Here is a 23556-nt window from a genome sequence, read left to right on the forward strand (position 1 = left end):
TCCACTTACGGGCCTGAGCTGGGAGAACGCCGGATCGGAAGTGGGCCATACGGCCCGGTTCGGACCAACCGGGCACGTCGCTTTCTCGCTAGTGGACCGGCTACCCCCGATGGGGTACTAATAAAGGGACCGCCGCCCCGGGGCGCTGGCTGGTTCCGCGACCGGGCTACCGATACGCTTCCCCCGATCGGTTCAGCAATACCCGGACCGCGGCCGGGACCGGCGATGGAATTAGCCGCCGGACCGGGCCGGGAAACGAACTCTCATCACGCGGAGGAAACCGTGGCGCAGAAGACAGTTGTGGAACTCGTCGACGACATCGACGGTGGCCGGGCGGACGAGACCGTCGCCTTCGCCATCGACGGCGTGGAGTTCCTGATCGACCTCTCGAGAGAGAACGCCGCACGACTGCGAGATTCCCTCGCCCAGTACGTCGGGCACGCCAGGCGCACCGACGGCAGGAAAGCCCGCAACGGCGCCCTGCGCCGCTTCGGCCCGACCCGGCTGGACAACCAGGCCATTCGGGAATGGGCGCGCTCCCAGGGGGAGAACATCGCCGAGCGCGGCCGCATCCCGCAGGCGCTGGTGACCAAGTTCCAGGAAGCCCACGGCACCTCCTGAGGGTGACCGCGGTCCCGGCGCCGCCGCCTGCCCGACACCCGCCACGGGCAGGCAGGCCGCCGAGGGCCGGGTTCGCTAGGCGGGCAGCCGGTGCGGCGAGGGGGCGGACCACGCACCGAGCCTGCGCACGGCGGCGACGACGGCGGGCTCGGGGGCTCCCAGGGCCCGGATGACCCCGCGCAGGTGCGGCGCGGCGGAGCGCAAGGACCTGGCCAGCGCCGTGGTCATCCCCCTGGGGTACGGGGAGCGGCCGTAGTGGTGGTGCGCCCAGGTGGGCAGCAGCGAGTAGCTCAGGTGCCCGATGGTGGGCTCGTAGAGCGGGACACCGAGCGCGAGCCGCCCGCGCAGCGGTGGGCGGTGCAGGAAGGCGTAGATCACGTCCGCGTCGGGGGTGCGGCGCAGCAGCGGGCGGATCTCGCGCAGGTAGCCGCGCATGGCGTCGGTCGAGCCGGGCACCTCGTCCGGGTCGAGACCGACGAGCGCGGCGGTGGCGCGCTGCTCGTGCAGGTAGCGGTCGGCGTGGGCCTTGGTCAGGGGGTAGCCCGCGCGGCGGACCACGGCCAGGAACGACGACACCTCGGCGCAGTGCACCCACAGCAGCAGTTCCGGGTCGTCGATCCGGTAGGTCTCCCCGGTGTCGGGGTCGGTCGCGCGCAACGCGCGGTGCACAGCGCGGACCCTCGCGGAGGCGGCGTGTGCCTCTTGCACCGTGCCGTAGGTGGTGACGCCGACGAAGTCCGCCGTGCGCTTGAGCCTGCCGAGCGGGTCGGTGCGGAAGTCGGAGTTCTGCACGATGGCCGCGACCGCCCTCGGGTGCAGCGCTTGCAGGTAGAGGCTCCGGACGCCGCCGAGCCACATCGCCGGGTCGGCGTGCAGTTGCCAGGTCACCGAGTCCGGTCCGAACAGCCCGCGTTCGCCCATGCCCCGAGTGTGCCACGAAAGCGGCGCATCGTATCGGGGCGCGCACCCCCGCGCCCAGCGGCGGCTAGTGCGACGAACCCTCGTATTCCACATTTCAGAATCATCCGAAAGTAGGGAAGCGGTCGAATCAGGCAGTCCGCTGCCGGTTCGCCGACAAGGCCACCACCAGCGGGAACGGGGTAAAAACACCAGGTTGCACCGTGTGAGGGAATTCACCGATTTCGCGATTAACCAGCGCTATCGCCCGCCGTTGTCGAGCGCCCTTAACAAAGGGTTCACCCGGCCCGGTTTCGATTCACTCGAAGGTGGCATATGGTCGCGACCGGCGAATCGCGTTGCATCCCAGATCCCAGGGGGACCCGTTCGTGACCCAGGCACAACTCACCCCGACCACCCCCGCGTCCCCGACCAGGCAAGCTAGGCGCGACCCGGTCGACGTCGAGGTGGTCATCCCGGCGTTCAACGAGGCGCGGCGGCTGCGCGAGTCGCTGGCGGCGACCTCGCGGTACCTGGCGACCCGGTCGTGGTCGTCGCGGATCGTGGTGGTGGACAACGGCAGCGCGGACACGACCTCCCGGGTGGCCAGACGCGCGGTGACCGGTGTGCCGGTGCAGGTCATCGGCTGCGCGATCGCGGGCAAGGGCGCCGCGGTGCGCCGGGGCATGATGACCAGCACCGCCCGCTACGTGGGGTTCGTCGACGCGGACCTGGCGACGCCGATCGACGCGCTCGGCGAGGCGCTGGCCGCGCTGGAGGCGGGCGCGACGGCGGTGATCGGCTCCCGGTACGCCGGTGGCGCCGCGATCCTGCGCAGGCAGCCGGTGGCCAGGCGGGTCGGCGGTGCGGCGTTCCGGGCGCTGGCCAGGCGGATGGTGCCCGGGGTCGCCGACACCCAGTGCGGCTTCAAGTTCTTCGAGCGGACCGCGGTGCAGCGCGCCCTCGCCGGGTGCGCGGTCACCGGGTTCGCCTTCGACGTCGAACTCCTGCGCGGTGTGCGGGCCCAGGGCGGCACGGTGGTCGAGCTGCCGGTCGCCTGGAGCGACGACGCCAGGTCCACCCTCCGCCCGCTGCGCGACGGCCTGCCCGCCTTCCGCGCCGCGCTGACCCTGCTGGGAGCCCGCCCGTGACCGCACTCGAGGCGTTGCGCGGCCGTTCGGTGCTGCTGCTGAACTGGCGCGACATCCACCACCCCCGCGCCGGGGGCGCCGAGCTGTACGCCCACCAGGTGGCCCGCCGCTGGGTGGCGGCCGGGGTGAAGGTCACCTGGCTGACCGCGCGCCCGCCGGGGTCGCCGGGCCGGGACGTGGTCGACGGCGTGCAGGTGCTGCGGCGCGGCGGCGAGTTCACCCTCTACCCGGCGGCGGCCGCGTCGATGCTGCGCTACGGCGGGTTGTTCGACGCGGTGCTGGACTGCCAGAACGGGATCCCGTTCTTCGCCCCCGCGTTCGTGCCGAGGTCGACGGCGGTGGTGCAGGTGGTGCACCACGTCCACCAGGAGCAGTTCGGCGCGCACTTCGGCAAGCCGGTCGCCGCGGTCGGTCGGCTGCTGGAGGGGCCGGTCAGCAGGCGGGTCTACCGCGACCGGGCGATGGTGGCGGTGTCGCCGTCGACCCGCCGGGAGATGCGGTCGGCGCTGGGCGTGCGCGGGCCGGTGTTCGTGGTGCCCAACGGAAACGAGCCGCCCGCGCACCGGGCCGGTCCCCGCGACCCGGAGCCGACGGTCGTGCTGGTGAGCCGCCTGGTCGCGCACAAGCGGGTGGACCGGTTGCTGCGCGCGCTGCCGGAGGTGGTCGCGGCGGTGCCGAACCTGCGGGTCGAGGTGATCGGCGACGGCAAGCAGCGGCGCGCGCTCGAACTGCTCGCGGGCGAGCTGGGCCTGCGCGGCACGGTCCGCTTCCGCGGCAGGCTCTCCGACGAGCGGCGCGACGAGCTGATGCAGCGCGCCTGGCTGACGACGTCGACCTCCCAGGGCGAGGGGTGGGGCTGCACGGTGCTGGAGGCGGCCCGGTTCGGCGTGCCGTGCCTGGCGCTGGCGGCGGCGGGGATCGACGACTCGGTGCGGCACGGCAGGACCGGGTGGCTGGTGTCCGACGTGGACGGGTTCGGTGTCGCGCTGGTGCACGCGCTGGCCGAGTTGGCCGACGACGGCACGGCGGCGCGGATGTCGGACGACTGCCGGGACTGGGCGTCGGCGTTCACCTGGGACCGCAGCGCGGAACTGCTGGCCGGGGTGGTGCTGGGCGAGATCAGTCGGCGGGCGGGCACCGGCGCCACGCGGGTCAAGGAGCGCAGGTCGGCGCGGTCGGACATGGTCACGGCGGTGCGGTTCCGGGTGCCGCTGGACGTGGAACCGCCGCGGGGCAGGCGGACCGACCAGGTGCGGATCGTCGGCGACCTGGGCAGCGCGCTGCTGCACGGGTGCGACGAACTCGACGCGGAGGCCGTGCTGGCGCGGTGGAACGTCGAGCCGGTGAGCATCGAGTTGGCGACCGAGGAGCACCTGCTGACCGGGGTCGCGGTACCGACCACGGCGAAAGCGTGACCCAGGCGGCGGACGAACCGGCGCTGGCCCGCGCCGGGCTGCTGGTCGCCGGTGCGACGGTCGTGGTGAGCCTCGTCAGCTACGCGTACGGGATCGTGTTGGCGCACGGGCTGCCCAGCGCCGAGTACGCCGTGTTCGCCTCCGGTCAGACGTTGTTGCTGCTGGCCGGGACGGCCGCGTCGGCCGCGGTGCCGTGGGCGTTGGCGAGGGCGGTGAAGGCGCACCCGGCTGGGACACCCCAGCGGCGCGCGGCGATGGCGCACGCGTTGGCGGTCGGTGTGCTCGGGTCTGTTCCCGCGGCGCTGGTCGTCGCCGCGGTGACCGCGGTGTACGCGCCGTTCCCCGCTGTCGCCGCAGTCGCCGCCGCGGTCGTCGCGATCGTGCTGTCCGGGTGCGCGGTCGGCTGGTTGCAGGGTGAGCAAAGGTTTGCGCGGCTGGCGGCGCTGCGGGTCGCGGAGGTCGTGACCAGGGTCGGTGCCGGGGCTGCCGCGATCGCGCTGGGGTTCGGCGCGGCCGGGGCGCTGGGGGCGTTCGTCGTGGGGTCGGTGGTGTTGTCGGTCGGCGGTCTCGTGGCGCGGGCGGGCGGGGCGCGGGCCTGGGCGGACCTGTCGTGGCGGCGCGGTGTGGTGCGGGACCGGGCTCAGTGGGCCGAGACGGCCGGGTTGAGCGCTGTGCAGGCGTTGCTGGGTGTGGTCACGGCGGCGGACATCGCGTTGGCGCCGGTCGTCGCCGGGACCGGCCCGGACACGGCCGCGTACCAGTTGGCGGCGGCGCTGGGTCGGGTCCCGTTGTTCGTCGCGGCGGCGTTGGCGGTGGTCGCCTTCCCCCGGCTGCCGAACCGTGCTGTGACGAAGGAGGCTGTGACAAAGGAGATGGTGTCCACCTACGGATGGCTGGCGCTTCCGGCGACGGCCGTCCTGGTGACCGCTCCCCCGCAGGTCGTGTCGTGGCTGGTGCCCGCGCACCTGGCAGGCGCGACCTCGCTGTTGCCGTTGACGGCCGTGACCGGACTCGGACTCGGCCTGATGACCCTGGCCGCGACTGTCCTCCAGGCACAGGGTGCTTACCGCAAAACCGTTGCGGCACTGGCTGTCGCGGCCGTGCTCATGGCTGCCGGGACGGCCGTCGGGTGGCATTCCTGGGGGATCGCCACGGGTGTGTGCCTTGCGGCTCTCGTGGCCGCGGGTGTGCTGATCACGGCGGCTCGCCTGCCACTCCCCTGGGCGTCGCTGGTCGTTGCGTTGGTGGCAGGCGTGGTGCTGTGGCAGGCGGCGCGCTGGGCTCCCGCGTGGATGGTCGCCACCGTGCTCGTGGGAGTCGTTGTGCTGCGCGGTGTTCGCAAGCCGAGGCAAGCGAGCGCGGGACCACGGCTGCGGGTGCTGCACCTGGGGTTCGAGGACCCCGCCCTGCCGGGGTCCGGTGGCGGCGCGGTGCGGACGCACGAGATGAACCGCAGGCTGGCCCGCAACCACGACATCACGGTCCTGACCACCCGCTGGCCGGGGTGCGTCGACCGGGTCCAGGACGGGGTCCGCTACGAGCACGTCGGCATCGGCAGTGGCCGCACCCACCTCGGGCGGATCGCGGGCTACGCCGTCGCGCTGCCGTTCGTGTCCCGCCGCCACGCCGCCGACCTGGTGGTGGAGGACTTCTTCGCGCCGGTGTCGAGCATCGGCGCTCCACTATGGACCGGTCGGCCGACGCTCGGGGTGGTGCAGTGGCTCAACGCCGGGGAGAAGTCGCGCCAGTACCGGCTGCCGTTCTTCCTGGTCGAGCGGGCCGGGGTGCGCACGCACCGCAGGCTGGTGGCGGTGTCGGAGGGCATCGCGCGGCGGCTGCGCGCGATGAACGCCTCGGCCGAGGTGGAGGTCGTCGCCAACGGGGTGGACGCCGCGGCGTTCGAGGTCACCGCGCCCCGGGGTGACGACGTCGTGTTCGTCGGCAGGCTGGAGATCGCGCAGAAGGGCCTCGACCTGCTGCTCGCCGCCTTCGCCGGGCAGGCGGACCGGCTGCCGGGCGACTTGGTGCTCGCCGGGACCGGCCCGGACGAACGGCGTCTGCGGGCGGCGGCGGCCGAGCACGGGATCGAGCGGCGGGTGCGGTTCGCAGGCTGGGTCAGCGGCGCGGCCAAGTACCGGCTGTACGCGGGCGCTCGGGTGGTCGCGGTGCCGTCGCGGTTCGAGACCTTCGGCATGGTGGCGCTGGAGGCCGCCGCGTGCGGGAGCCCGGTGGTGGCCTTCGACATCGACTGCCTGCGCGAGGTCGTGCCGGAGTCGGCCGGGGTGCTGGTGCCCGCGTTCGACACCGCGGCGTACGGCCGCGCGCTGGCCGACCTGGCCACCGACCAGGCGCGGGTGGAGCGGCTGGGCAGCGGCGGGCGCCACCTCGCCCGCGCGTACTCGTGGGACCGGCTGGCCATGGACCAGGACCGGGTGTATCGGGCCGCGGTCCGGGATTGGCAGGAGAGGTGAGGCGTGCGGGTCATCGGTGAGCACGAGCGGGACGCGTTGGCGGCGGAGGGCTACCTGGGGGTGGCGGACCTGTTCGACCAGGACGAGATCGCGGAGGTGGCCGGGCACCTGGACGGCCTGTTCGACCGCTTCGGCGACCTGCCCCCGGCGAGTGTCCTCGACCTCGGCGCGAGCGACGGCGAGTTCGGCTCGCAGGTACCGGAGATCCTGTACCCCTCGGTGTTGTCGCCTGGGTTGCGGCGCACGGCGGTGTTCCAGCGCGCCAAGGCCCTGGCCAGGCAGGTGCTCGGCGCGGGAACGTGGTTCCGCTTCGACCACAGCATCCGCAAACCGCCCGGCTGCGGCTTCGAGACCGTGTGGCACCAGGACCGCGTCCACAAGCGGTCCGGGTTGCCGGAGCAGCGCCTCAACATCTGGATCCCGACCGGACCGGTCACCGCCTCGGACGGCTGCATGCGCTACGTCCCGCGCAGCCACCTCAACGGGGTCCTCCCGCACGAACCGGTCCCCGGCCGCCGCGGCGCCCTGCGCACGGTCGGCGCCACCGACGCGGACGCCGTCGACGTCCCCTTACCGGTCGGCGGGGCCGCCCTGCACCTGTTCGAGACCGTCCACAGCGCCCACCCGAACCAGGGGAAGTCGACCCGCACCGCATGGATACTCCAGTTCACCCACCCCAGGACCGTGCTCCCCACCGCGACGCTGCTGCACCGAGCCGTCTACTTCGGACAGACCAGGACCTGGCGCGGGAAGGCGGTGGCCCGGTGACGGTCGAGCTCGGCGGCGCGCGCAAGGTCCTGGTGGTGGGCAACTTCGGCAACGGCAACACCGGCGACGAGGCGTTGCTGGCCAGGGCGCTCGCGGAGCTCGAGCCCGGCACCGAGGTCAGCGTGCTGTCCCGCAACCCCAGGCTGGTCGAGTGGACCCACGGGGTGGCGGCGCGCCCCGTGGCGGCGGTGTCGTTCGCGGCCGGGCTGCGGTGGTGCGACGCGGTGCTGGTGGTCGGCGGCGGGATGTTCGGGTCCGGGTTGCCGCCGCTGGTCCGGTTGCTGCCCACGGTGGTCGAGGCGACGCACCGGGCGGGGCGGGCGACGTTCTACCTGGCGATCGGGGTGTACCCGGGTACACCGAGACCGGTCCTGCGCAGACTCCGGTCGGCCGCGATGTTCGGCAGGCTCACCGTCCGCGACGACCTGTCCGCCCGGACGTTGGGCGTCCCGGTGCCCGTGGTCGGTGACCTCGCGCTCGACCTGCCACCCGCCCCGCCCGAAGCGGCGGACCTGGCACTCGCCGGAGCAGGTGTGGACGCCACCAAGCCGCTGCTCCTGTTGTCCCTCAAGGCACTTCCCGACAGCACCAGGATGGCCGCGCTGCACCGCACCTGCCTCGAAGCCGCCGTCCGGTGGCGGGAACGCGGTGGCGAGGTAGCCGCGCTCGCGCTGTCGACCCATGCCGACTACGGGCTGGGCCTGGCGCAACGTGACGCCGCGCTCGCCGCGGAACTGGGCATCGGGTTGCCCGTGATCGGACCCCAACTCCCCCCGGCGTTGGCCAAGGCCGTCGTCGGCCGCGCGGCGGGTGTCCTCGGCCTGCGCCTGCACGCGCTGGTGTTCGCGGCGGGCACGGGCGTGCCGTTCGCCGGGTTCGACTGGGAGGAGAAGTCCAAGGCGTTCCTCACCGAACACGGCGGCACGGTGATTGCCCCAGGCGGAGCGGGTCGCTGGGTGGACGAGACCTTGGCCGGGGTGGTCACCCGGTGACGCGCGCCAAGCTGGTCCTCGCCGGAGCGGCGGTCGTCTCGCTGGCGCTGCTGCTGCGGCTGTGGGGCCTCACCACGGCGAACGAGCTGTTCATCGACGAGGTCACCTACTCCCGCCTCGCGCTCTCCGTCAGCCGCGGCGAGTGGCCCAACCTCGCCGGTGAGGCGTTCTACCTGCACCCGCCGCTCACCTTCTGGCTCAACGGGACCATCACCGGCCTCTTCGGACTGTCCCCCGACCCGACCGCGCTCGTCTTCCAGCTGCGGTGGGTGAACGCGCTGCTCGGCGCCGTGGTCGTGGCCTTGGCCTACGTCCTGCTGCTGCGCACCACCAGGCCCGCGATCGCGGTCGTCGGCGCCGTCGTGCTGGCCGCCGACCCGTTCGTGCTGCGCAACGACAGCCGCGTGATGCTGGAGACGCCCGCGTTCGCGCTGATCCTCGCCGGCTGGCTGTGCCTGCTGGTGGGGTTGGAGAAACGCCGGTGGCTGGTCTACGTCGGCGGCCTCCTGCTCGGGCTCGCGGTCCTGGCCAAGGACGTCTCCGCCATCCCCGCGCTGCTCCCGGTCATCCTCGCGATGGTCTGGAAGAAGACCCTCCCGCGCGCCACAGCGCTCGAGGTCCTCGGCACCACGCTGGTCCCCTACCTCGGTTACGCCATCGCGCTCGCGTTCGCCGGGCGGCTGCCGGACTGGTGGTCGCACAAGATCGGTGGGCTGCGGCGGATGGCGGGCCTGGACCAGATCAGCGGCTTCAACTCCCCCACCGCGCCCAGCCTGCTGGAGACCCTGCTCGGGCAACTCGGCCGGTTCGGCACGTCGTACCTGCTGCTCGGCCTGGCCGTGCCCGCAGGGGTGCTGGCGCTGCGCTCGGCCCGCGCCGACCGCAGGCTGGTCGGCCTGGTCGCGTCCGTGATGGGGCTGCTCGGCCTGTTCTCGCTGGCCTTCGGGACCCTCGAGGAGCAGATGGGCTACTTCGTCGTCGTGCCGGGCGTGCTCGCGCTGGGGATCGTCGCCGTGGAACTGCCCGTGCGGCTGCGGCCCGTGCTGGTGACCGCCGGGGCCGCGCTGGTCGTCACCGGTCTCGCCTTCGCCACCCACGCGCGCGGGGTCACCGACAACGGCTACCAGCAGGCCCGCGCCTACCTCGACACCCAGGTCCCGCCCGGGTCCCGGGTCGGGCTGACCACCCCGACCGCGCAGTTCGCGCTGCACTCCGGCGAGGGCAGGAACCTGCGCGTCGGCACCTGGACGTCGCTGGGCGCCCTGCACCGCTTCCGCGCCGACTACGTCCTCACCCAGAGCCGCCCGCTCGGCCTCGGGTACGGCTACGCCTCCCCCGACCTGCTGCCCTGGCTGGCGGCCCACGCCGAGCCGGTGTTCCGCACGACCGGCCCCAGCGGCGGCAACACGGTCGTGTGGCGGCTCGACCCGACCGCGCTGGAGCGGGCCGTGCGGTCCGGTCAGCTGATCCCGGAGGTGGTGGCGCCCTGAGGCTCGACCTGGCTGAGGAACTCCTCGATCCGCCGCTGCCTGCGGTACCCGGGGCGGTAGTGGGCGCGGTCGAGCGGGACGACCTTGTCGCCCACGGTGATGGCCGGGTACCGGTAGACCCCACGGCCGAACGGGGCCCGCGCGTCGCGCGCCCACACGCCGCTGATCTGCGACAGCTCCACCGTGCGCAGACCGCGGACGGTCCGGATGCCGAGCTTGCCGTCGCGGACGAAGCAGTACGGGAACAGCGCCTGGTACCCGGTCGCGATGGCCGTGATGGCGGCCGCGGCGACGAACATGGCCTTGTCGAGCAGGCTCTCCGGCGTCCACAGCAGCACGGCGAGCCCGACGCCGAGCAGGCACGCCGCGGACGTCCACAGCAGACCGACCCGCTCGACCGGGTGCCGGTACAGGGCAGGCGGTCTCACGGCCGCGCGGTGATCTGCTGCACTGCCCAGCCGTTGCCATCCGGATCGCTGAAGAAGAGGAAACCCGAGTTGTTCAGGTCGTCGTCGTCGGTCGCGGGCCGGAAACCACCCTCGCGGGAGGCGTACTGCACCTCGCCGACCTCGACCCCGCGCGCGACGAGCTCCGCATGAGCCGCGCGGATGTCATTGACCACCAGCTGCAGGCCCTGCAGCGAACCGGGCGCCATCGAACCCATGCCGATGACGATCGAGCAGCCCGAGCCGGGCGGGGTCAGCTGCGCGAACCGCACCGACCCGGCCTGGGTGTCGTGGTCGACGTGGAAACCGAGCCGGTCGGCGTAGAACGCCTTCGCCCGCTCCACGTCGCTGACCGGCACGACGACGACTTCCAGGGTCCACCGCATGAGGTCCTCCAACCAGCCCGGCCGAACGGCCCAAGCATGGCAGAAGGGTCTCAGAGCGCCTTCAGTTCCTCCGTGACATCGGCGACCGACGCCTTCGCGTCACCGAAAAGCATGGTGGTCTTCGGGTCGAAGTAGAGCGCGTTGTCCACCCCGGCGAACCCCGGCGCCATGCCGCGCTTGAGCACGATCACCGAGCGGCTCTCGTCGACGTTGAGGATCGGCATGCCGTAGATCGGCGAGTCCTGGTCGGTGCGCGCGGCCGGGTTGGTGACGTCGTTGGCGCCGATGACCATGGCCACGTCGGTGCGGGCGAACTCGCGGTTGATGTCGTCCATCTCCTTGAGCCGCTCGTAGGGCACGTCCGCCTCGGCCAGCAGCACGTTCATGTGGCCGGGCATCCGGCCCGCGACCGGGTGGATGGCGTAGTACACCGACACCCCGCGCGACTCCAGCAGCTCGGCCATCTCCCGCACCGCGTGCTGGGCCTGCGCCACGGCCATGCCGTAGCCGGGGACGATGATCACCTGGTTGGCGAAGGCCATCTGGATCGCGGCGTCGGAGGCGCTGGTGCGCCGGACCGTCTGGTCGCCGGTGGCCTGGGTCGTGCCGCTCCCCCCGCCGCCGAACCCGCCCGCGACGATCGCCGGGATGGACCGGTTCATCGCCTTGGCCATCAGGTTGGTCAGGATCGTGCCGGAGGCGCCGACGATCATGCCTGCCACGATGAGCGCGGTGTTGTCCAGGGCCAGGCCCATCGCCGCGGCGCTGAGGCCGGTCAGGGCGTTGAGCAGCGAGATGACCACCGGCATGTCCGCGCCGCCGATCGGCAGCACCACCATCACGCCGAGCACGGCGGAGGCCACCAGCAGCCCGATGATCAGCAGCTGCGCGTCGCCGCCACCGATGATCACCACCGCGAAGGCGATCGAGGCCAGCAGCAGCACCAGGTTCAGCGGCTGCTGGAGCCTGCCGATGCCGACCGGGCGACCGGTGATCACCTCTTGCAGCTTGCCGTAAGCCACCAGCGAGCCCCAGAACGAGATCGAGCCGACGATCGCGGAGAACAGGCTGGCCACCGCGACGTGCGCGGGCGAGCCGTCGAACCCGTGGCTCTCCCGGAACTCCACCCACGCGATGAGCGCGACCGCGCCGCCACCGACCCCGTTGAACAGGGCCACCATCTGCGGCATCGCGGTCATCTTCACCTGCTTGGCCGACGGCACGCCGACCGCGGTGCCGATCGCGACCCCGAGCAGGATCAACCACCAGTTGCCCATGCCGGGCGTCAGCAGGGTCGCCACGACCGCGACCCCCATGCCCGCGGCGGCGATCCAGTTGCCGCGCACCGCGGTCCGGGGACCGGTCAGGCCCATCAAGCCGTAGATGAACAGGGCGAAGGCCACGATGTAGAGCAGCTGGATGACGACATCGCGGCTCATCGCTGCTCCTTCTTCTGGTTGGTCTTGCTCCCACCCGCCCGCCCTGGCGCCTTGAACATCGACAACATCCGGTCGGTGACCAAGAAGCCGCCGATGACGTTGATGGTGCCGAAGGCGATGGCGATGACCAGCAGGATCTTGTCGAGCACACCCTCGGCACCGAGCCCGGCGACGATCAGCCCGCCCAGCAGGACGATGCCGTGGATGGCGTTGGTGCCGGACATCAGCGGGGTGTGCAGGGTGTTGGGGACCTTCGAGATCACCGCGAAACCCACGAAACCCGCGAGCACCAGGATGGCGAGGTTCTGCACGAGCATCTAGACCTCCTGCCCGGTGACGCAGGCACCCGCGACCACCTCGTCGGTGAAGTCGAGCGCGAGCGCCCCGTCCTTGGCCACCAGCAGGTCCAGCAGCGCGGCGACGTTGCGGGCGTAGAGCTCGCTGGCGTGCTCGGGCATGGTGGCGGGCAGGTTCAGCGGCGCGGCGATGGTCACCGCGTGCTCGACGACGACCGCGCCGGGACTGGTGAGCTCGCAGTTGCCGCCGGACTCCCCGGCCAGGTCGACCACCACGCTGCCCGCGCGCATCCCCTGCACCGCCTCGGCGGTGACCAGCGTCGGCGCGGTGCGGCCGGGCACCTGGGCGGTGGTGATCACCGCGTCGAACCCGGTGATCGCCTTGGCCAGTTGCCGTTGCTGCTCGGCGCGTTCGTCGTCGGTCAGCGCGCGGGCGTACCCGCCGCTGCCGGTCGCCTCGATGCCCAGGTCCAACCACTGCGCGCCGACCGAGCGGACCTGGTCGGCGACCTCGGGCCGCACGTCGTAGCCGGTGGTGTGCGCGCCGAGCCTGCGCGCGGTCGCCAGCGCCTGCAAGCCCGCGACGCCGACGCCGAGCACGAGGACTTTCGCGGGCGGGACCGTTCCCGCGGCGGTGGTCAGCATCGGGAAAAACCGGGTCAGGTGCTCCGCGGCCACCAACGCGGCTCGATATCCGCCGACATTGGCCTGCGAGGACAGCGCGTCCATCGACTGGGCGCGGGAAATGCGCGGGATCGACTCCATCGCGAACGCCGTCACGCCCGCCGCGCGCAGCGCTTGCGCCTTTTCCGGCTGGGTCAACGGGGCGAGGAAGCCGATGAACACCGCACCGGCGCGGAGTCTGGCGATCTCGTCGTCGGTCGGCACCGCGACCTTGACCACCACGTCGGCCGACCACGGGTCGCCCAGCGTCGCTCCCGAGTGGACATACGCGTCGTCGGGGATGAGCGCCGCCGAGCCTGCGCCTGGCTCGACGACCACGGAGATGTTCCTGGCGGCCAGCCGCTCGACCACCTTCGGCACGAGCGCGACCCGCCGCTCGCCCCCGGCGGTCTCAGCGGGCACGCCCACCACTGTGTTGGCGGTCACAGTACAGTTGTACCATTTGCGGCCGCCGACCGCTGGTCATCACCAGTTGCCACTCGGCATCCGCGGGCGGCGGCCCGGTCCACTCCGCGGGCCGCCGGGAAATGTCGCCGATAGTAGGCCGGAAATCCGCACCGCCGATTTACCCGGGGAATACCCACGGTGGGTCCGGACGTCATGACCATCGCGCACCACGTACCGCCGAAAAGACGCGAAAAGAACCCTTTGATGGTGTTCCGAGCGGCGCAGTTGCCCGCACTGCTCCACTCGATGGGCAATGCGTGTGAAGCAGATCACAGCCGGTTGTCCCGGATCGCGCACACCGATAGCTTTCAGAGGGTAATGGGGGCTCACCATCGCGAATGACCCGGAGCGCACGGCTTCGGGAACTGGGGAACGCGAGAGGCTGATCTAAGGTCACGCAGTCGGTCGTGGCCTGCGCCCGCGCAGCGCGTTCTGGGGTGAACACAGCGTCTGCGCGGCAAGCGGTCCACTCGCGTCGATCGCACCGCCACCGAGCGTGGCCGACCTTGTGAGGTTTGACGACCATGCACACAGCACGATCAACCGGGGCACTGCGGGCGGAACGCCCGGCCACCGAGCTCGGCGAGTTCCTGCTGGCGACCCGGCTGCGCCGCGGGATGACGCAGTCGCGCCTCGCGGTGCGCTCGGGGGTCAGCGAGCGCACCATCCGCGACCTCGAACTCGGCAAGGTCGAGCGGCCGCGCAAGCAAACCCTGCTGCTGCTCGCCCGCGCGTTGCACATGAGCCCGTCGGACCACCTGCGGTTGCAGTCCGGCGGCGGCGTACCCGCCACGGCCTCACAGCTGCCGCCCACCGCCGCCGCGCCGCTGGTCGGCCGGGACCGGGTGGTCACCGGGGTGGTCGAGCTGCTCACCACCGGCGGGCACCGCTGGGTGTCCCTGGTCGGCGTCGCCGGTGTCGGCAAGAGCAGGGTCGCGGCCGAGGTGGCCAGGGCGCTGCACGACGCGGTGCCCGACCCGGTGTGGTGGGTCGACCCGGGCGCGAGCCCGGCGCCGCTGCCCGGCACCGTCGCCGACCTGCTGCTCGGCGGCGCGAGCCCGCGGCTGGCCGAGCTGGCCGGACTGGTCGGCGACACCCCGGCGTACCTGATGGTCGACGACCGGGTGCCCGGCCGGGTGCCCGAGTCGGGCCTGGCCGAGCTGCTGAGCCGATGCCCCCGGCTGCGGCTGCTCACCACCGCGCGCGTGCCCTCGGCCCGGCCGGAGGCGCACACCGTCGCGCTGCGGCCGCTGGCCGCGCGCGGTGACGGGCCGGACTCGCCCGCGACCAGGCTGCTGGTCTCGCGGTTGCGCGCCCAGGGCCAGGACCGCTCGTTCCCGGCCGCCGAGCTGCGCGAGCTGTGCGACGCGCTCGACGGCGTCCCGGCCGCGCTGATCGCCGCGGCCAGCTGGTTCCCGCTCTACCCGCTGCCGCGGCTGGTCGAGGCGGCCCGCCGCGACCCGTTCCAGCTCACCACCCCGGCCGGGCCCGCCACCCGGCGCGTGGTCGGCGACCTGCGCGCGGCGGTGACCGCGACGCTCGACGGGCTGCGCGGGTCCGACACCGCGCTGCTGGCCGCGCTCGTCGGCCCCGGCCGGTCGGTGCGCGACGTGGCCCGCGAGCGCGGCGTCCCGGAGCAGGTGGCCGCGGCGGCGTTGCACCGGTTGCTCCAGGCCGGTCTGATCCGGCCGACCGGGGTGCCCGGGGAGTTCCGCGCGCTGAACATGGTCCGGTCGCTGCTGGCCCCGCGCCGGGTGGGACCGCCCCGGCGGTGACCCGGCGGCAGCCCCGACCCCGGGCGCCGGGCGTCGGGGCTGCCCCGCGAGCGTCTCCGACTGGAGATGATCCGTGCCTGGTATCGGCCTACAGCCCGGCCGGGCCACTTCGCCGGTGCGCACCGGTGTCGCGGTCCGGTTGGTCAGCCCCGCACCGGACCGCGGTCAGGGTGGGATTCCCCCCTCGACCGGCGGTACCGTCGGTCGACGGCCGCGGCGAACGCGGGCGCGAGCGGGACGGGGGCAGGCCCATGGCAGGCGAGTTCGACAGCACCAGGGAGACCATCGCGGAGGTGGCCGAGTCGGCCGCGGCGCACGCGGGCAAGATCGCGGTGATCATCGCGGACGCGGTGCGCGACATCGCCAAGGAGGTCGGCGCCTGGGTCACCGAGGTGGTCGACGCGGGCGCGGCGGCCAGGGACTCGGCGGGTGGGCACGGGGACGTCGTCGACACCCCGGTCGCCCCCGAGCCGGTCGTCGACACCGAGCCGGTCGTCACGCCGGAGCCGGTGGTCGACACCGGGGCGGGTGTCGGCGCCGAGCAGGCCGGTGACGCCGGGGCGGCCGGTGGCGGGGCGGCGCGGGAGCGGTAGCCAGTCGATCGGGTGATCACTCTACTGTGGACTCGCCGCGGGTCGCGGGTTCTGCCAGGCTGCTAGCCGCTGTCAATCCCCTGCTGGACTAGGAGCAGAAAACCGCATGCGCACAACAGTTCTGCGCCTCGGAACCGCACTCGGTTTCGTCGCGTTCACCCTCGGCCTGGCGACCGCGACCGCGACGAGCGCGGCGGCCGAGACCACCGACGGCGGTGTCGCGGGCGAGTCGATCGTGCCGGACCTGACCATCAACGTGATCAACGCCGACTCGGTGAACGTGGCCAGCCCACTGATCGACCTCACCGGGACCAACCCCTGATCGGAGCAGTGCGAGCACGCCGGGCCGGGGCTTTCGCTCCGGCCCGGCGTTTTTGTGATCACGCCACCCACGAAAGGGTGTCCTCCTATCGTGGGCGCGGCGATCAGTGAGTTCCGCTCACCGCAGCCGGCTTCTTCCCCCGAAGGTGTACCAATCGCAGCACAAGGGCCATCCGGGCGCGAAATTCGATCACGAACGTGGCCACCCCAATGTGGACTCGCCAGGGCCATTGTCCCTCTGGAACGCTCATGAGTGTCCAATTCGGCCAGTCACTAGGAGCTCTTCCCCATGCGCAAAGCCGCACTCCGCCTCGGTTTCCTGGCAACTGCCACGGCTCTCGCCGTCGGCTTCGCGGCCCCGACGGCCTCCGCTGAGGCGACGGACATCCCGGTGTCCGCGGTCGTCACCCTCCTCGCGAACGCGAACATCGACATCGCGGGTCTCGACGACGACCTGCTCGAGGACCTCGCCGACCACGACTCGATCTACGAGCTGGAGCACCTGCTCGACTGGGCCAACGACCTCGCGGCCGACCTGGACATCGACGTCGAGGACGCGCTCTGGATCCTCAACGAGGAGCTGGACGGCGACGGCCTGCTCGGCGACCTGCTCGACGGTCTGGACATCGACCTGGACCTCGACCTGGACCTGCTCGACGACCTCGACCTCGATGACATCCTCGACCTCGACGGCGACCTGCTGGGCAACCACGGCCTGCTCGGCGACCTGCTCGACGGCGACCTGCTCAACATCGACGCCGACATCGACCTCGACCTCGACCTGCGCGGCACCCACAGCCACACCGCGGGCACGGGCAACACCAACACCACCAGCCCGGTCGCCCCGGTCACCGACGTCGTCGCCGACGTGACCGACACCGTCACCGACGTGACCGCCCCGGTCACCGACGCGGTCAGCGACCTGACCAACAACCTGACCGACACCACGACCACCGGTGCGGACAGCGGCGTGGACACCGAGTCCAAGTAACGCCACCCACCCGGCGAAAGGGCCACCAACCACCACGGTTGGTGGCCCTTTCCCTTGCCCGACACCCCCACCGCGACCGCACCACACGGCCGCGGCGGATCAGATCAGCGACGGCACCATGGCGCCGATCAACTGCGCACGGCTCGGCGACAGCCCGACCAGACCGCTCAACCGACCCCCAACGGCAGTGGCCCTGGTCGACCTATGGCCGCCGGGGTTCACCCACGCCGGGAAGACCGCGCGACGTCAGTGGCGGAGGATCAGATCAGCGATGGCACGATGGCGTCGATCAGGTGTGGGCCGGGTTCGGCGATGGCTCGGCTGAACTGCTCGGCCAGTTCCTCGGCGGTGGCGGCCCTGGTCGCGGGGACGCCCATGCCCTCGGCGATGCGGACGAAGTCGAGGTCGGGGGCGGCGAGGTCGAGCAGGGCTTTCGCCTTGGGGCCTGCCGCCTCGGCGCCGACCCTGGTGAGTTCCATCCGCAGGATGGCGTAGGCGCGGTTGTTGAGGATCACCGTGGTCACGTCCAGGTTCTCCCTGGCCATGGTCCACAGCGCGGAGATCGTGTACATCGCGCTGCCGTCGGCCTGCAGGCAGATCACCGGTCGGTCCGGGCAGGCGACCGCGGCACCCACCGCGACCGGCAGGCCCTGGCCGATGGCGCCGCCGGTGAGGGTGAGCACGTCGTGGCGGGGGGCTCCGGCGGTGGTCATCGGGATCATCAGGCCGGAGGTGTTGGCCTCGTCGGAGATGATGGCGCCCTCGGGCAGCAGCGCGCCGATGACCTCGGTCCAGTTCTGCGGGGTGAGCGGCCCCGCGGGCAGCTCGGGCCGGGAAGCGTTCTGCAGCACCGGTTCCACACCCTCGGCGACCAGGTCGGCCAGCCGTTCCAGGGCGTCGACGACATCGTCGGCGTGGTCGGCGAGCAGGTGGGTCGCGCAGCCGTCCGGCGTCAGCTCGCTCGCCTTGCCCGGGTAGGCGAAGAACGACACCGGCGCCTTGGCCCCCGCCAACACGAGGTGGCGGACGTCGGTGAGCTGCCACTGCACCTGCTCGGCCAGGTAACCCAGCCGATCGACGGCAGGCAGGCCCGCGCCGCGTTCGATCCGCGCGGGGAAGGTCTCGACGAACAACTTCACCCCGGTCGCGGCGGCGATCCGACTGGCTGCCCGCAACCCGCGCTCGCGCGTCGACGCCCCACCCAGCAGGATCACCGTCGACTCACCGGACCGCACCACTTCGGCGACCGCCGCGAGCGTCGAATCCTCCACAGTGGACTTGCTCGTCGGCGGGACGGGATTCGCCGCGACGCCGCCATCACCCCACGACACGTCGGCAGGCAGCACCAGGTTCGCGATCCGCCCCTCAGCGGCGGCGGCCACGGCCTCGGCGGCGTCGGCGCCGATCCTCGCCGGGTCGACGCAGGTCCGACTCCACCCACCGGTCCACCCGGTCAGCGCGTCGATGTCGGACTCCAGCGGGGCGTCCACGGCCTTGTGGTGCCGCGCGTGGTCGCCGATCACGTTCACCACCGGGGTCCGGCCCCGCCGCGCGTTGTGCAGGTTCGCCAACCCGTTGACCAGACCCGGCCCCAAGTGCAGCAACGTCGCCGCGGGTCGCCCCGCCATCCGCGCGTACCCGTCCGCGGCACCGGTGACCACACCCTCGAACAACGCCAGCACCCCGCGCATCTGCGGCACGGAGTCCAACGCGGCCACGAAGTGCATCTCCGAGGTGCCCGGATTGGCGAAGCACACCTCGACACCGGAGTCGGCGAGAGTGCGGATCAGAGCCTGCGCGCCGTTCATACCTGTCCTTCGTGGTGGTCGCCGCCGTCCTGGGCAGCGCTGCCGTCAGGGGTGCTGTCGAGGAGGACGCCGGGGTTGAGGATGCCCGCCGGGTCGAAGGCGTGCTTGATGCGGTGCAGGAGAGCGAGTTTGGCGGGGTCTTCCAGGTCCAGGAAGTACCGCCGCTTGGTGCGCCCGAGGCCGTGTTCGCCGGAGATCGCGCCGCCGAGGGCCATGGCGGCGGCGAAGAGGGCCTTGAGCACGGTGGCGCGCTTGTCCGGGTCCTTCTGGAACAGCGCGAGGTGCACGTTGCCGTCACCCGCGTGCCCGCAGCCGACGATGAAGGTCTCGTTGGCCTGGGCGATCGTGGTCACCTCGGCCATGAACGCGGGCAGCGCCGCGCGCGGGACGACGGTGTCGATCACGTCGTCGGCGCCCGCGGCCTTCGCGGTGTGGAAGGCCCGTTCGCGGGCCTCGACGAGCTTGCGCGCCGCGCCACCGGGCAGGACGTAGACGTCGATGGCGCCGAGGTCGGACAGGAGTTGGCCCGCGGCCTCCACATCGGCGTCGAGCCGGTCCTGCTCGCGGTTCTCCAGCATGACCACCAGGTAGGCCTGCGCGGTGTCGCGGACCTCGTCGGGCACGCCGAGGTGGAGGTCGGCGGTGTAGGTGATGGCCCCCATGGTCAGGCCGTCGATGTACTCCAGGATCAGCGGCGCGAGCCCGGACGCGACGACCTTGGGCACGGCGGCGGTGACCCCGGCGAGGTCCCGGAACGGGGCGAGGACGGTCGCGTTGTGCCGGATCCGGGGCTGGAGCTTGAGGGTGGCCTCGGTGACCAGGGCGAGGGTGCCCTCGGAGCCGACGATCAGCTGGGTCAGGTCGTAGCCGGTGCTGGACTTGACGAACTTCCCGCCGGTGCGCAGGACTTCCCCGGTGGGCAGCACGGCCTCGAGGCCGAGCACGTGGTGGCGGGTGACCCCGTACTTGACCGCCCGCATGCCGCCCGCGTTGGTGGCGACGTTGCCGCCGAGGCTCGCGCTCAGCTCACCGGGGTACACGGGGTAGACCAACCCGGCCCCGGCGGTCCTCTCGTCGAGCTCGCGCAGCGTCACGCCCGGCTGGACGACGGCGACGTGGTTGTCGGTGTCGATCTCCAGGACGGCGTTCATCCGCTCGAACGACACCACGATCCCGTCCGCGCTCGGGATGGCACCGCCGGACAGTCCCGTCCCGCACCCGCGCGCCGTGACCGGCACCCGCTCCTCGGTGGCCACCCGCAACACCGCGGCGACCTCCTCGGCTGTACGCGGCCGGACCACGTAGGCGGGCCGCACCAGGGCCGTGCTCAACGCCTCGTCGTGCCCGTACTCCTCGGCCGCGTCGGCACCCGACCGCACATCCTCGACGACTCCCGCGAGCCTGGCCCCGACATCCGCCATGACAGTTCCCTCCGCCGCCGACGCCCCCACGATAGTGCGAATCGGGCAGTCAGGGGATCAACGAGGACCTACCCGAGCAGGAGCCTCGTCGGAGACAACAGCTCGGGTGCGGTGTCGACGGTCTGGCCCAGGATGAGCCGGGCCGCGGTCACGGCGAGGGCTGGGGCCATCTGGATGCCGTAGCCGCCTTGGCCCGCGAGGAAGGTGAAGCCGGGGTGGCCGGGGAGCTCACCGACGACAGGCTCACGGTCGGGGGCAAACGTGCGCAGGCCCGCCCACGCCGTGCGGACAGACCGCAAACCCAGGGTGGTCACCTCGTTGACCCGGTCGACCGCGAGCGCGATGTCGAGGTCATCCGGCTTGGCGTCGCCCGGGTCGACCGGCGTCTCGTCGGCAGGGGACACCAGCACGCCAGGGCCTTCGGGGCGGAAGTAGAAGGTGTCGCCGACGTCGGCGACCAACGGCCACCCCTGACCCACCGGCGTCGGACCGGTCGCGATGGCGATGGTGCGGCGCATCGGCCGCACCCCGAGCGCGGGCACCCCGGCCAGCCCGGCGATCCGGTCGACCCAGGCCCCGGCCGCGTTGACGACGGTGCCCGCGACGATCTCCTCGGTGCCCGCCGTGACCCGCCACCCCTGCCCGTCGCGGCGCAGCGCGGTCACCGGCGCGCCCCTGCGGATCTCCCCGCCCGCCGCCCTCAAGCGCTGGACGTACCGCTGGTGCAGCCCCATGACGTCGATGTCCATCGTCCCCAGGTCGACCGCGAACCGGTCGAACCGCCCCGGCCGCAACACCGGACACAGGTCCCGCGCCGCGCCCTCGGTGAGCTCCTCGACCCCATCGAGCCCGCCGACGTCCCCGACCCACAACATCGGCCGGGGACTCAGCACCCCATCCCCGAACAACGGCCCACTGGCAGCGGTAAGAGCCCGCACGACCGGCCCGCCATAGCTAGGCGCATAGAGCGCCGCCGACCGCCCCGTCGAGTGCCGAGCCAATTCCGCCTCGGCCTCGACCACCACCACCGACCGGTGCGCGGCCAACTCCGCCGCCACCGAGATCCCAGCCATCCCCCCGCCGACAACCACCACGTCGTAACCCATACCGGCCACAGTACGGCCGCCAAGCACAACTCCACGAGCGTCGAGAACCCTGCCTCAGCTGCGTGACTCACACTCAAGGCGCACAGGCACGCAGTCCGTGAGAGCCAGAACCCGAGGCGGTGTCAGGGACGGAACTCCGGGTCCCTGCCGCTGACGCCGAGGGCCTGCGACAGCGCCGGGGCGTCCGCCGGGACGGGCACCTCGGGGCCGAAGACGCCGTACTCGCGCCCCTGCTCGGCCATGGCGGCGGTGCTGTCGCGGGCCACGGCGGCGACCTCGGGGTCGACGTCGAAGGGCAGGCCGGTGGCGGTGGCCAGGTCCCAGCCGTGCAGGACCAGTTCGGCGAGCAGCATGTCGTGGAAGAACCGGGCGGGCCGCGGGCCCGACATCATCGAGGTCTCGCCCTCCAGCGCACCGGGCTCGTCCCAGGCCTCGGCGGCCCGGGTGGCGCCGTCGACGAACCGGGCGGGCCACTGGGCGGCGAAGTCGATGGCCTCGTCCTCGGACCCGTCGGCAGGCGCCGGGAGCTTGCGGGCGACGCGCTCGGCGACGACCCCGCTCCACAGCGTGAGGTGGTTGACGAGGTCCCGCACCGTCCACTCGGGACAGGGCGTCGGCCGGTCGAACTGGTCGGGGGTGACGGACGCGGCGAGCGCGACCACACCCGAGGTGGCACGCGACATCAAGCTCGGACTCATGGGCGGCACCCTGCCACGCCCCGGCCGACCCCGCTTGAACAAACACGACCGATGTCGGTGCCCGGAGTTACCGTGTCGGTGTGGACACCAGGGGCGTGCTCGACGAGCGGACCGGCCGGACCAAGTTCCGGCTGCGCACCGTCGACCCCTCCCCCGCGCTGGCTCCTTTCGTGCACTACCACTGGATCGTGTCGTGGGACCTCACCGAACCGTTCACCCAGCAGGTCATCCCCCACCCGAACGTCCACGTGGTGTTCAGCGCGGCGGACGCCCTGGTGCACGGCGTGCTGCGCGGCCGCTTCTCCCGCCGCCTGACCGGCCGCGGCCAGGTGCTCGGCGTGCGCTTCCACCCCGGCGGCTTCCGCCCCTGGCTGGGCCGCCGCGTCGCCGACCTCACCGACCGCACCCTCCCGGTGGCGGACTGGCTGGGCGTTGCGGACACCCAGAAGCCCATCGCCTGCGCACCGGACGACGACGCCATGGTGGCCGCCGCCGAGGCGCTCCTGCTCCCCCGGCTCCCCGCCCCGGACCCCGCGGTCACCCAGGTGCGCGACCTGGTCGGCCTGATCCTCGACGACCTCGCCCTCACCAGGGTCGACCTGCTCTCGGCGGCATCGGGCCTGTCCGTGCGCGCCCTGCAACGGCTGTTCAACGAGTACGTCGGCGTCGGCCCGAAGTGGGTCATCCGACGGCACCGCATGCACGAGGCCGCGGCCAGGGCGGACGCGGGCGGCCCGGTCGACTGGGCCGCCCTCGCCGCCGAACTCGGCTACAGCGACCAAGCCCACTTCACCCGCGAGTTCACCGCCGCGATCGGCACCTCCCCCGCCCGCTATAGGTTGCGGGCGTGAGCGACTACGAGATCGACGACAACCCCGGTCGCGTCGACATGGACGTCGTCTGGACGTACCTGTCGACCGATGCCTACTGGGGCACCTGGCGCACGCGCGAACAGATCACCACCCAGGTAGCCGTGTCCTGGCGGGTGGTGGGCGCCTACCACCGCGCCACCGGCGCCCAGGTCGGCTTCGCCCGAGCCCTCTCCGACGGCATCGCCATCGCCTACCTGGCCGACGTGTTCGTCCTGGAGTCGGCCCGCGGCCAGGGCCTGGGCAAGGCCCTGGTCCGCACCATGATCGACGACGGCCCCGGCGCCCGGTTCCGCTGGATGCTGCACACCAGGGACGCCCACACCCTCTACCAGTCCTTCGGCTTCGCGGCCCCCGACGAGACGTACATGGACCGCCCCAGCAAGTTCTGACCCCGACGGTCCCGCGGTCACCGACCACGGCCGGGCTCGGGTGTGAGCCGGGCAACGGAAGGTGCCGGGGCCCGGTGGC

The 23556-nt window shown here is 72.5% G+C and carries 23 protein-coding genes; 13 read left to right on the forward strand and 10 right to left on the reverse strand.

From position 1 onward, the window contains the following. Positions 1 to 282 precede the first annotated feature (282 nt). Positions 283 to 621 (forward strand): histone-like nucleoid-structuring protein Lsr2, encoded by a 339-nt coding sequence (locus BMY07_RS10390; RefSeq protein WP_092776919.1) that lies wholly within the window; start codon positions 283 to 285, stop codon positions 619 to 621. A gap of 75 nt (positions 622 to 696) precedes the next feature. On the opposite strand, the gene BMY07_RS10395 is transcribed toward BMY07_RS10390, so the two are convergent. Next, on the reverse strand, positions 697 to 1542 hold the full coding sequence (locus BMY07_RS10395) for an oxygenase MpaB family protein (protein WP_092776921.1): 846 nt from the start codon (positions 1540 to 1542) through the stop codon (positions 697 to 699). A 365-nt stretch (positions 1543 to 1907) separates the two neighbouring features. Here BMY07_RS10395 and BMY07_RS10400 point away from each other — a divergent pair, with 365 nt between their 5' ends. From BMY07_RS10400 to BMY07_RS10425, 6 genes are read left to right on the forward strand one after another with little or no spacing between them, the layout of a single operon-like run. Further along, positions 1908 to 2669, forward strand: coding sequence for a glycosyltransferase (locus BMY07_RS10400; protein WP_092776923.1), 762 nt, complete (start codon positions 1908 to 1910; stop codon positions 2667 to 2669). Next, positions 2666 to 4084: a glycosyltransferase family 4 protein gene (locus tag BMY07_RS10405; protein ID WP_092776925.1), complete on the forward strand. Its 1419-nt coding sequence runs from the start codon at positions 2666 to 2668 to the stop codon at positions 4082 to 4084. Before BMY07_RS10400 ends, BMY07_RS10405 begins: the two co-directional genes overlap by 4 nt. Further along, the gene (locus tag BMY07_RS34945) at positions 4081 to 6555 is read left to right on the forward strand and encodes a glycosyltransferase (protein WP_218150641.1); all 2475 of its coding nucleotides are present in this window, start codon (positions 4081 to 4083) and stop codon (positions 6553 to 6555) included. The genes BMY07_RS10405 and BMY07_RS34945 overlap by 4 nt, the downstream gene beginning before the upstream one ends. A gap of 3 nt (positions 6556 to 6558) precedes the next feature. Further along, positions 6559 to 7323, forward strand: coding sequence for a phytanoyl-CoA dioxygenase family protein (locus BMY07_RS10415; RefSeq protein WP_092776927.1), 765 nt, complete (start codon positions 6559 to 6561; stop codon positions 7321 to 7323). After that, positions 7320 to 8315, forward strand: coding sequence for a polysaccharide pyruvyl transferase family protein (locus tag BMY07_RS10420; protein ID WP_177215516.1), 996 nt, complete (start codon positions 7320 to 7322; stop codon positions 8313 to 8315). Before BMY07_RS10415 ends, BMY07_RS10420 begins: the two co-directional genes overlap by 4 nt. After that, positions 8312 to 9805 carry an ArnT family glycosyltransferase gene (locus tag BMY07_RS10425; protein ID WP_092776931.1) on the forward strand — a complete coding sequence of 498 codons (1494 nt, stop codon included), beginning with the start codon at positions 8312 to 8314 and terminating at the stop codon, positions 9803 to 9805. The genes BMY07_RS10420 and BMY07_RS10425 overlap by 4 nt, the downstream gene beginning before the upstream one ends. Here BMY07_RS10425 and BMY07_RS10430 read toward each other — a convergent pair. The 5 genes from BMY07_RS10430 to BMY07_RS10450 are packed head-to-tail and all read right to left on the reverse strand — an operon-like array spanning position 9775 to position 13482. After that, positions 9775 to 10233, reverse strand: coding sequence for a hypothetical protein (locus BMY07_RS10430; RefSeq protein ID WP_092776933.1), 459 nt, complete (start codon positions 10231 to 10233; stop codon positions 9775 to 9777). The genes BMY07_RS10425 and BMY07_RS10430 overlap by 31 nt on opposite strands. Further along, the gene (locus tag BMY07_RS10435; RefSeq protein WP_092776935.1) at positions 10230 to 10637 is read right to left on the reverse strand and encodes a VOC family protein; all 408 of its coding nucleotides are present in this window, start codon (positions 10635 to 10637) and stop codon (positions 10230 to 10232) included. The genes BMY07_RS10430 and BMY07_RS10435 overlap by 4 nt, the downstream gene beginning before the upstream one ends. 50 nt (positions 10638 to 10687) lie before the next feature. Continuing rightward, entirely contained in the window at positions 10688 to 12076 is a 1389-nt protein-coding gene (locus BMY07_RS10440; RefSeq protein ID WP_092776937.1) for an NAD(P)(+) transhydrogenase (Re/Si-specific) subunit beta, read from the reverse strand. Then, complete coding sequence (locus tag BMY07_RS10445; RefSeq protein WP_092776939.1) at positions 12073 to 12393, reverse strand: NAD(P) transhydrogenase subunit alpha part 2; 321 nt, start codon at positions 12391 to 12393, stop codon at positions 12073 to 12075. The genes BMY07_RS10440 and BMY07_RS10445 overlap by 4 nt, the downstream gene beginning before the upstream one ends. Then, complete coding sequence (locus tag BMY07_RS10450; RefSeq protein WP_092776941.1) at positions 12394 to 13482, reverse strand: Re/Si-specific NAD(P)(+) transhydrogenase subunit alpha; 1089 nt, start codon at positions 13480 to 13482, stop codon at positions 12394 to 12396. A gap of 545 nt (positions 13483 to 14027) precedes the next feature. On the opposite strand from BMY07_RS10450, the gene BMY07_RS10455 reads away from it, so the two are divergent. From BMY07_RS10455 to BMY07_RS10470, 4 genes are all read left to right on the forward strand, one after another. Further along, on the forward strand, positions 14028 to 15278 hold the full coding sequence (locus BMY07_RS10455) for a helix-turn-helix domain-containing protein (protein WP_092776943.1): 1251 nt from the start codon (positions 14028 to 14030) through the stop codon (positions 15276 to 15278). Positions 15279 to 15529: 251 nt separating this feature from the next. Further along, on the forward strand, positions 15530 to 15871 hold the full coding sequence (locus tag BMY07_RS33610) for a hypothetical protein (RefSeq protein WP_143073430.1): 342 nt from the start codon (positions 15530 to 15532) through the stop codon (positions 15869 to 15871). A gap of 106 nt (positions 15872 to 15977) precedes the next feature. Then, entirely contained in the window at positions 15978 to 16193 is a 216-nt protein-coding gene (locus BMY07_RS10465) for a hypothetical protein (RefSeq protein WP_092776945.1), read from the forward strand. A 288-nt stretch (positions 16194 to 16481) separates the two neighbouring features. Beyond that, positions 16482 to 17183 (forward strand): hypothetical protein, encoded by a 702-nt coding sequence (locus tag BMY07_RS10470; RefSeq protein WP_092776946.1) that lies wholly within the window; start codon positions 16482 to 16484, stop codon positions 17181 to 17183. Between the two features lie 260 nt (positions 17184 to 17443). On the opposite strand, the gene BMY07_RS10475 is transcribed toward BMY07_RS10470, so the two are convergent. The 4 genes from BMY07_RS10475 to BMY07_RS10490 all read right to left on the reverse strand — a co-directional run bounded on the left by BMY07_RS10475 (position 17444) and on the right by BMY07_RS10490 (position 22216). Continuing rightward, positions 17444 to 18991, reverse strand: a complete 1548-nt coding sequence (locus BMY07_RS10475) for an acetolactate synthase large subunit (protein ID WP_092776948.1) — start codon at positions 18989 to 18991, stop codon at positions 17444 to 17446. Next, entirely contained in the window at positions 18988 to 20412 is a 1425-nt protein-coding gene (locus BMY07_RS10480; protein ID WP_092776950.1) for an FAD-binding oxidoreductase, read from the reverse strand. Before BMY07_RS10480 ends, BMY07_RS10475 begins: the two co-directional genes overlap by 4 nt. Positions 20413 to 20480: 68 nt before the next feature. After that, the gene (locus BMY07_RS10485; protein ID WP_092776952.1) at positions 20481 to 21518 is read right to left on the reverse strand and encodes an NAD(P)/FAD-dependent oxidoreductase; all 1038 of its coding nucleotides are present in this window, start codon (positions 21516 to 21518) and stop codon (positions 20481 to 20483) included. A 122-nt stretch (positions 21519 to 21640) separates the two neighbouring features. Next, positions 21641 to 22216 (reverse strand): TIGR03086 family metal-binding protein, encoded by a 576-nt coding sequence (locus tag BMY07_RS10490; RefSeq protein WP_092776954.1) that lies wholly within the window; start codon positions 22214 to 22216, stop codon positions 21641 to 21643. Between the two features lie 80 nt (positions 22217 to 22296). On the opposite strand from BMY07_RS10490, the gene BMY07_RS10495 reads away from it, so the two are divergent. Both BMY07_RS10495 and BMY07_RS10500 read left to right on the forward strand, forming a co-directional pair. Next, on the forward strand, positions 22297 to 23067 hold the full coding sequence (locus BMY07_RS10495; protein WP_092776956.1) for a helix-turn-helix domain-containing protein: 771 nt from the start codon (positions 22297 to 22299) through the stop codon (positions 23065 to 23067). Positions 23068 to 23105: 38 nt separating this feature from the next. Then, entirely contained in the window at positions 23106 to 23477 is a 372-nt protein-coding gene (locus BMY07_RS10500; protein WP_092777351.1) for a GNAT family N-acetyltransferase, read from the forward strand. Positions 23478 to 23556 lie beyond the last annotated feature (79 nt).

Origin of the sequence: Actinokineospora terrae (assembly GCF_900111175.1) — a bacterium.
Classification (GTDB): domain Bacteria; phylum Actinomycetota; class Actinomycetes; order Mycobacteriales; family Pseudonocardiaceae; genus Actinokineospora; species Actinokineospora terrae.

Excerpts from the sequence above, each read along its gene's own strand:
- BMY07_RS10490 (WP_092776954.1), bottom strand. The coding sequence starts at position 22,216 with ATGAGTCCGAGCTTGATGTCGCGTGCCACCTCGGGTGTGGTCGCGCTC.
- BMY07_RS10445 (WP_092776939.1), bottom strand. The coding sequence starts at position 12,393 with ATGCTCGTGCAGAACCTCGCCATCCTGGTGCTCGCGGGTTTCGTGGGT.
- BMY07_RS10500 (WP_092777351.1), top strand. The coding sequence starts at position 23,106 with ATGGACGTCGTCTGGACGTACCTGTCGACCGATGCCTACTGGGGCACC.
- BMY07_RS33610 (WP_143073430.1), top strand. The coding sequence starts at position 15,530 with ATGGCAGGCGAGTTCGACAGCACCAGGGAGACCATCGCGGAGGTGGCC.
- BMY07_RS10485 (WP_092776952.1), bottom strand. The coding sequence starts at position 21,518 with ATGGGTTACGACGTGGTGGTTGTCGGCGGGGGGATGGCTGGGATCTCG.
- BMY07_RS10475 (WP_092776948.1), bottom strand. The coding sequence starts at position 18,991 with ATGAACGGCGCGCAGGCTCTGATCCGCACTCTCGCCGACTCCGGTGTC.
- BMY07_RS10440 (WP_092776937.1), bottom strand. The coding sequence starts at position 12,076 with ATGAGCCGCGATGTCGTCATCCAGCTGCTCTACATCGTGGCCTTCGCC.
- BMY07_RS10395 (WP_092776921.1), bottom strand. The coding sequence starts at position 1,542 with ATGGGCGAACGCGGGCTGTTCGGACCGGACTCGGTGACCTGGCAACTG.
- BMY07_RS10470 (WP_092776946.1), top strand. The coding sequence starts at position 16,482 with ATGCGCAAAGCCGCACTCCGCCTCGGTTTCCTGGCAACTGCCACGGCT.
- BMY07_RS10435 (WP_092776935.1), bottom strand. The coding sequence starts at position 10,637 with ATGCGGTGGACCCTGGAAGTCGTCGTCGTGCCGGTCAGCGACGTGGAG.
- BMY07_RS10465 (WP_092776945.1), top strand. The coding sequence starts at position 15,978 with ATGCGCACAACAGTTCTGCGCCTCGGAACCGCACTCGGTTTCGTCGCG.
- BMY07_RS10455 (WP_092776943.1), top strand. The coding sequence starts at position 14,028 with ATGCACACAGCACGATCAACCGGGGCACTGCGGGCGGAACGCCCGGCC.
- BMY07_RS10480 (WP_092776950.1), bottom strand. The coding sequence starts at position 20,412 with ATGGCGGATGTCGGGGCCAGGCTCGCGGGAGTCGTCGAGGATGTGCGG.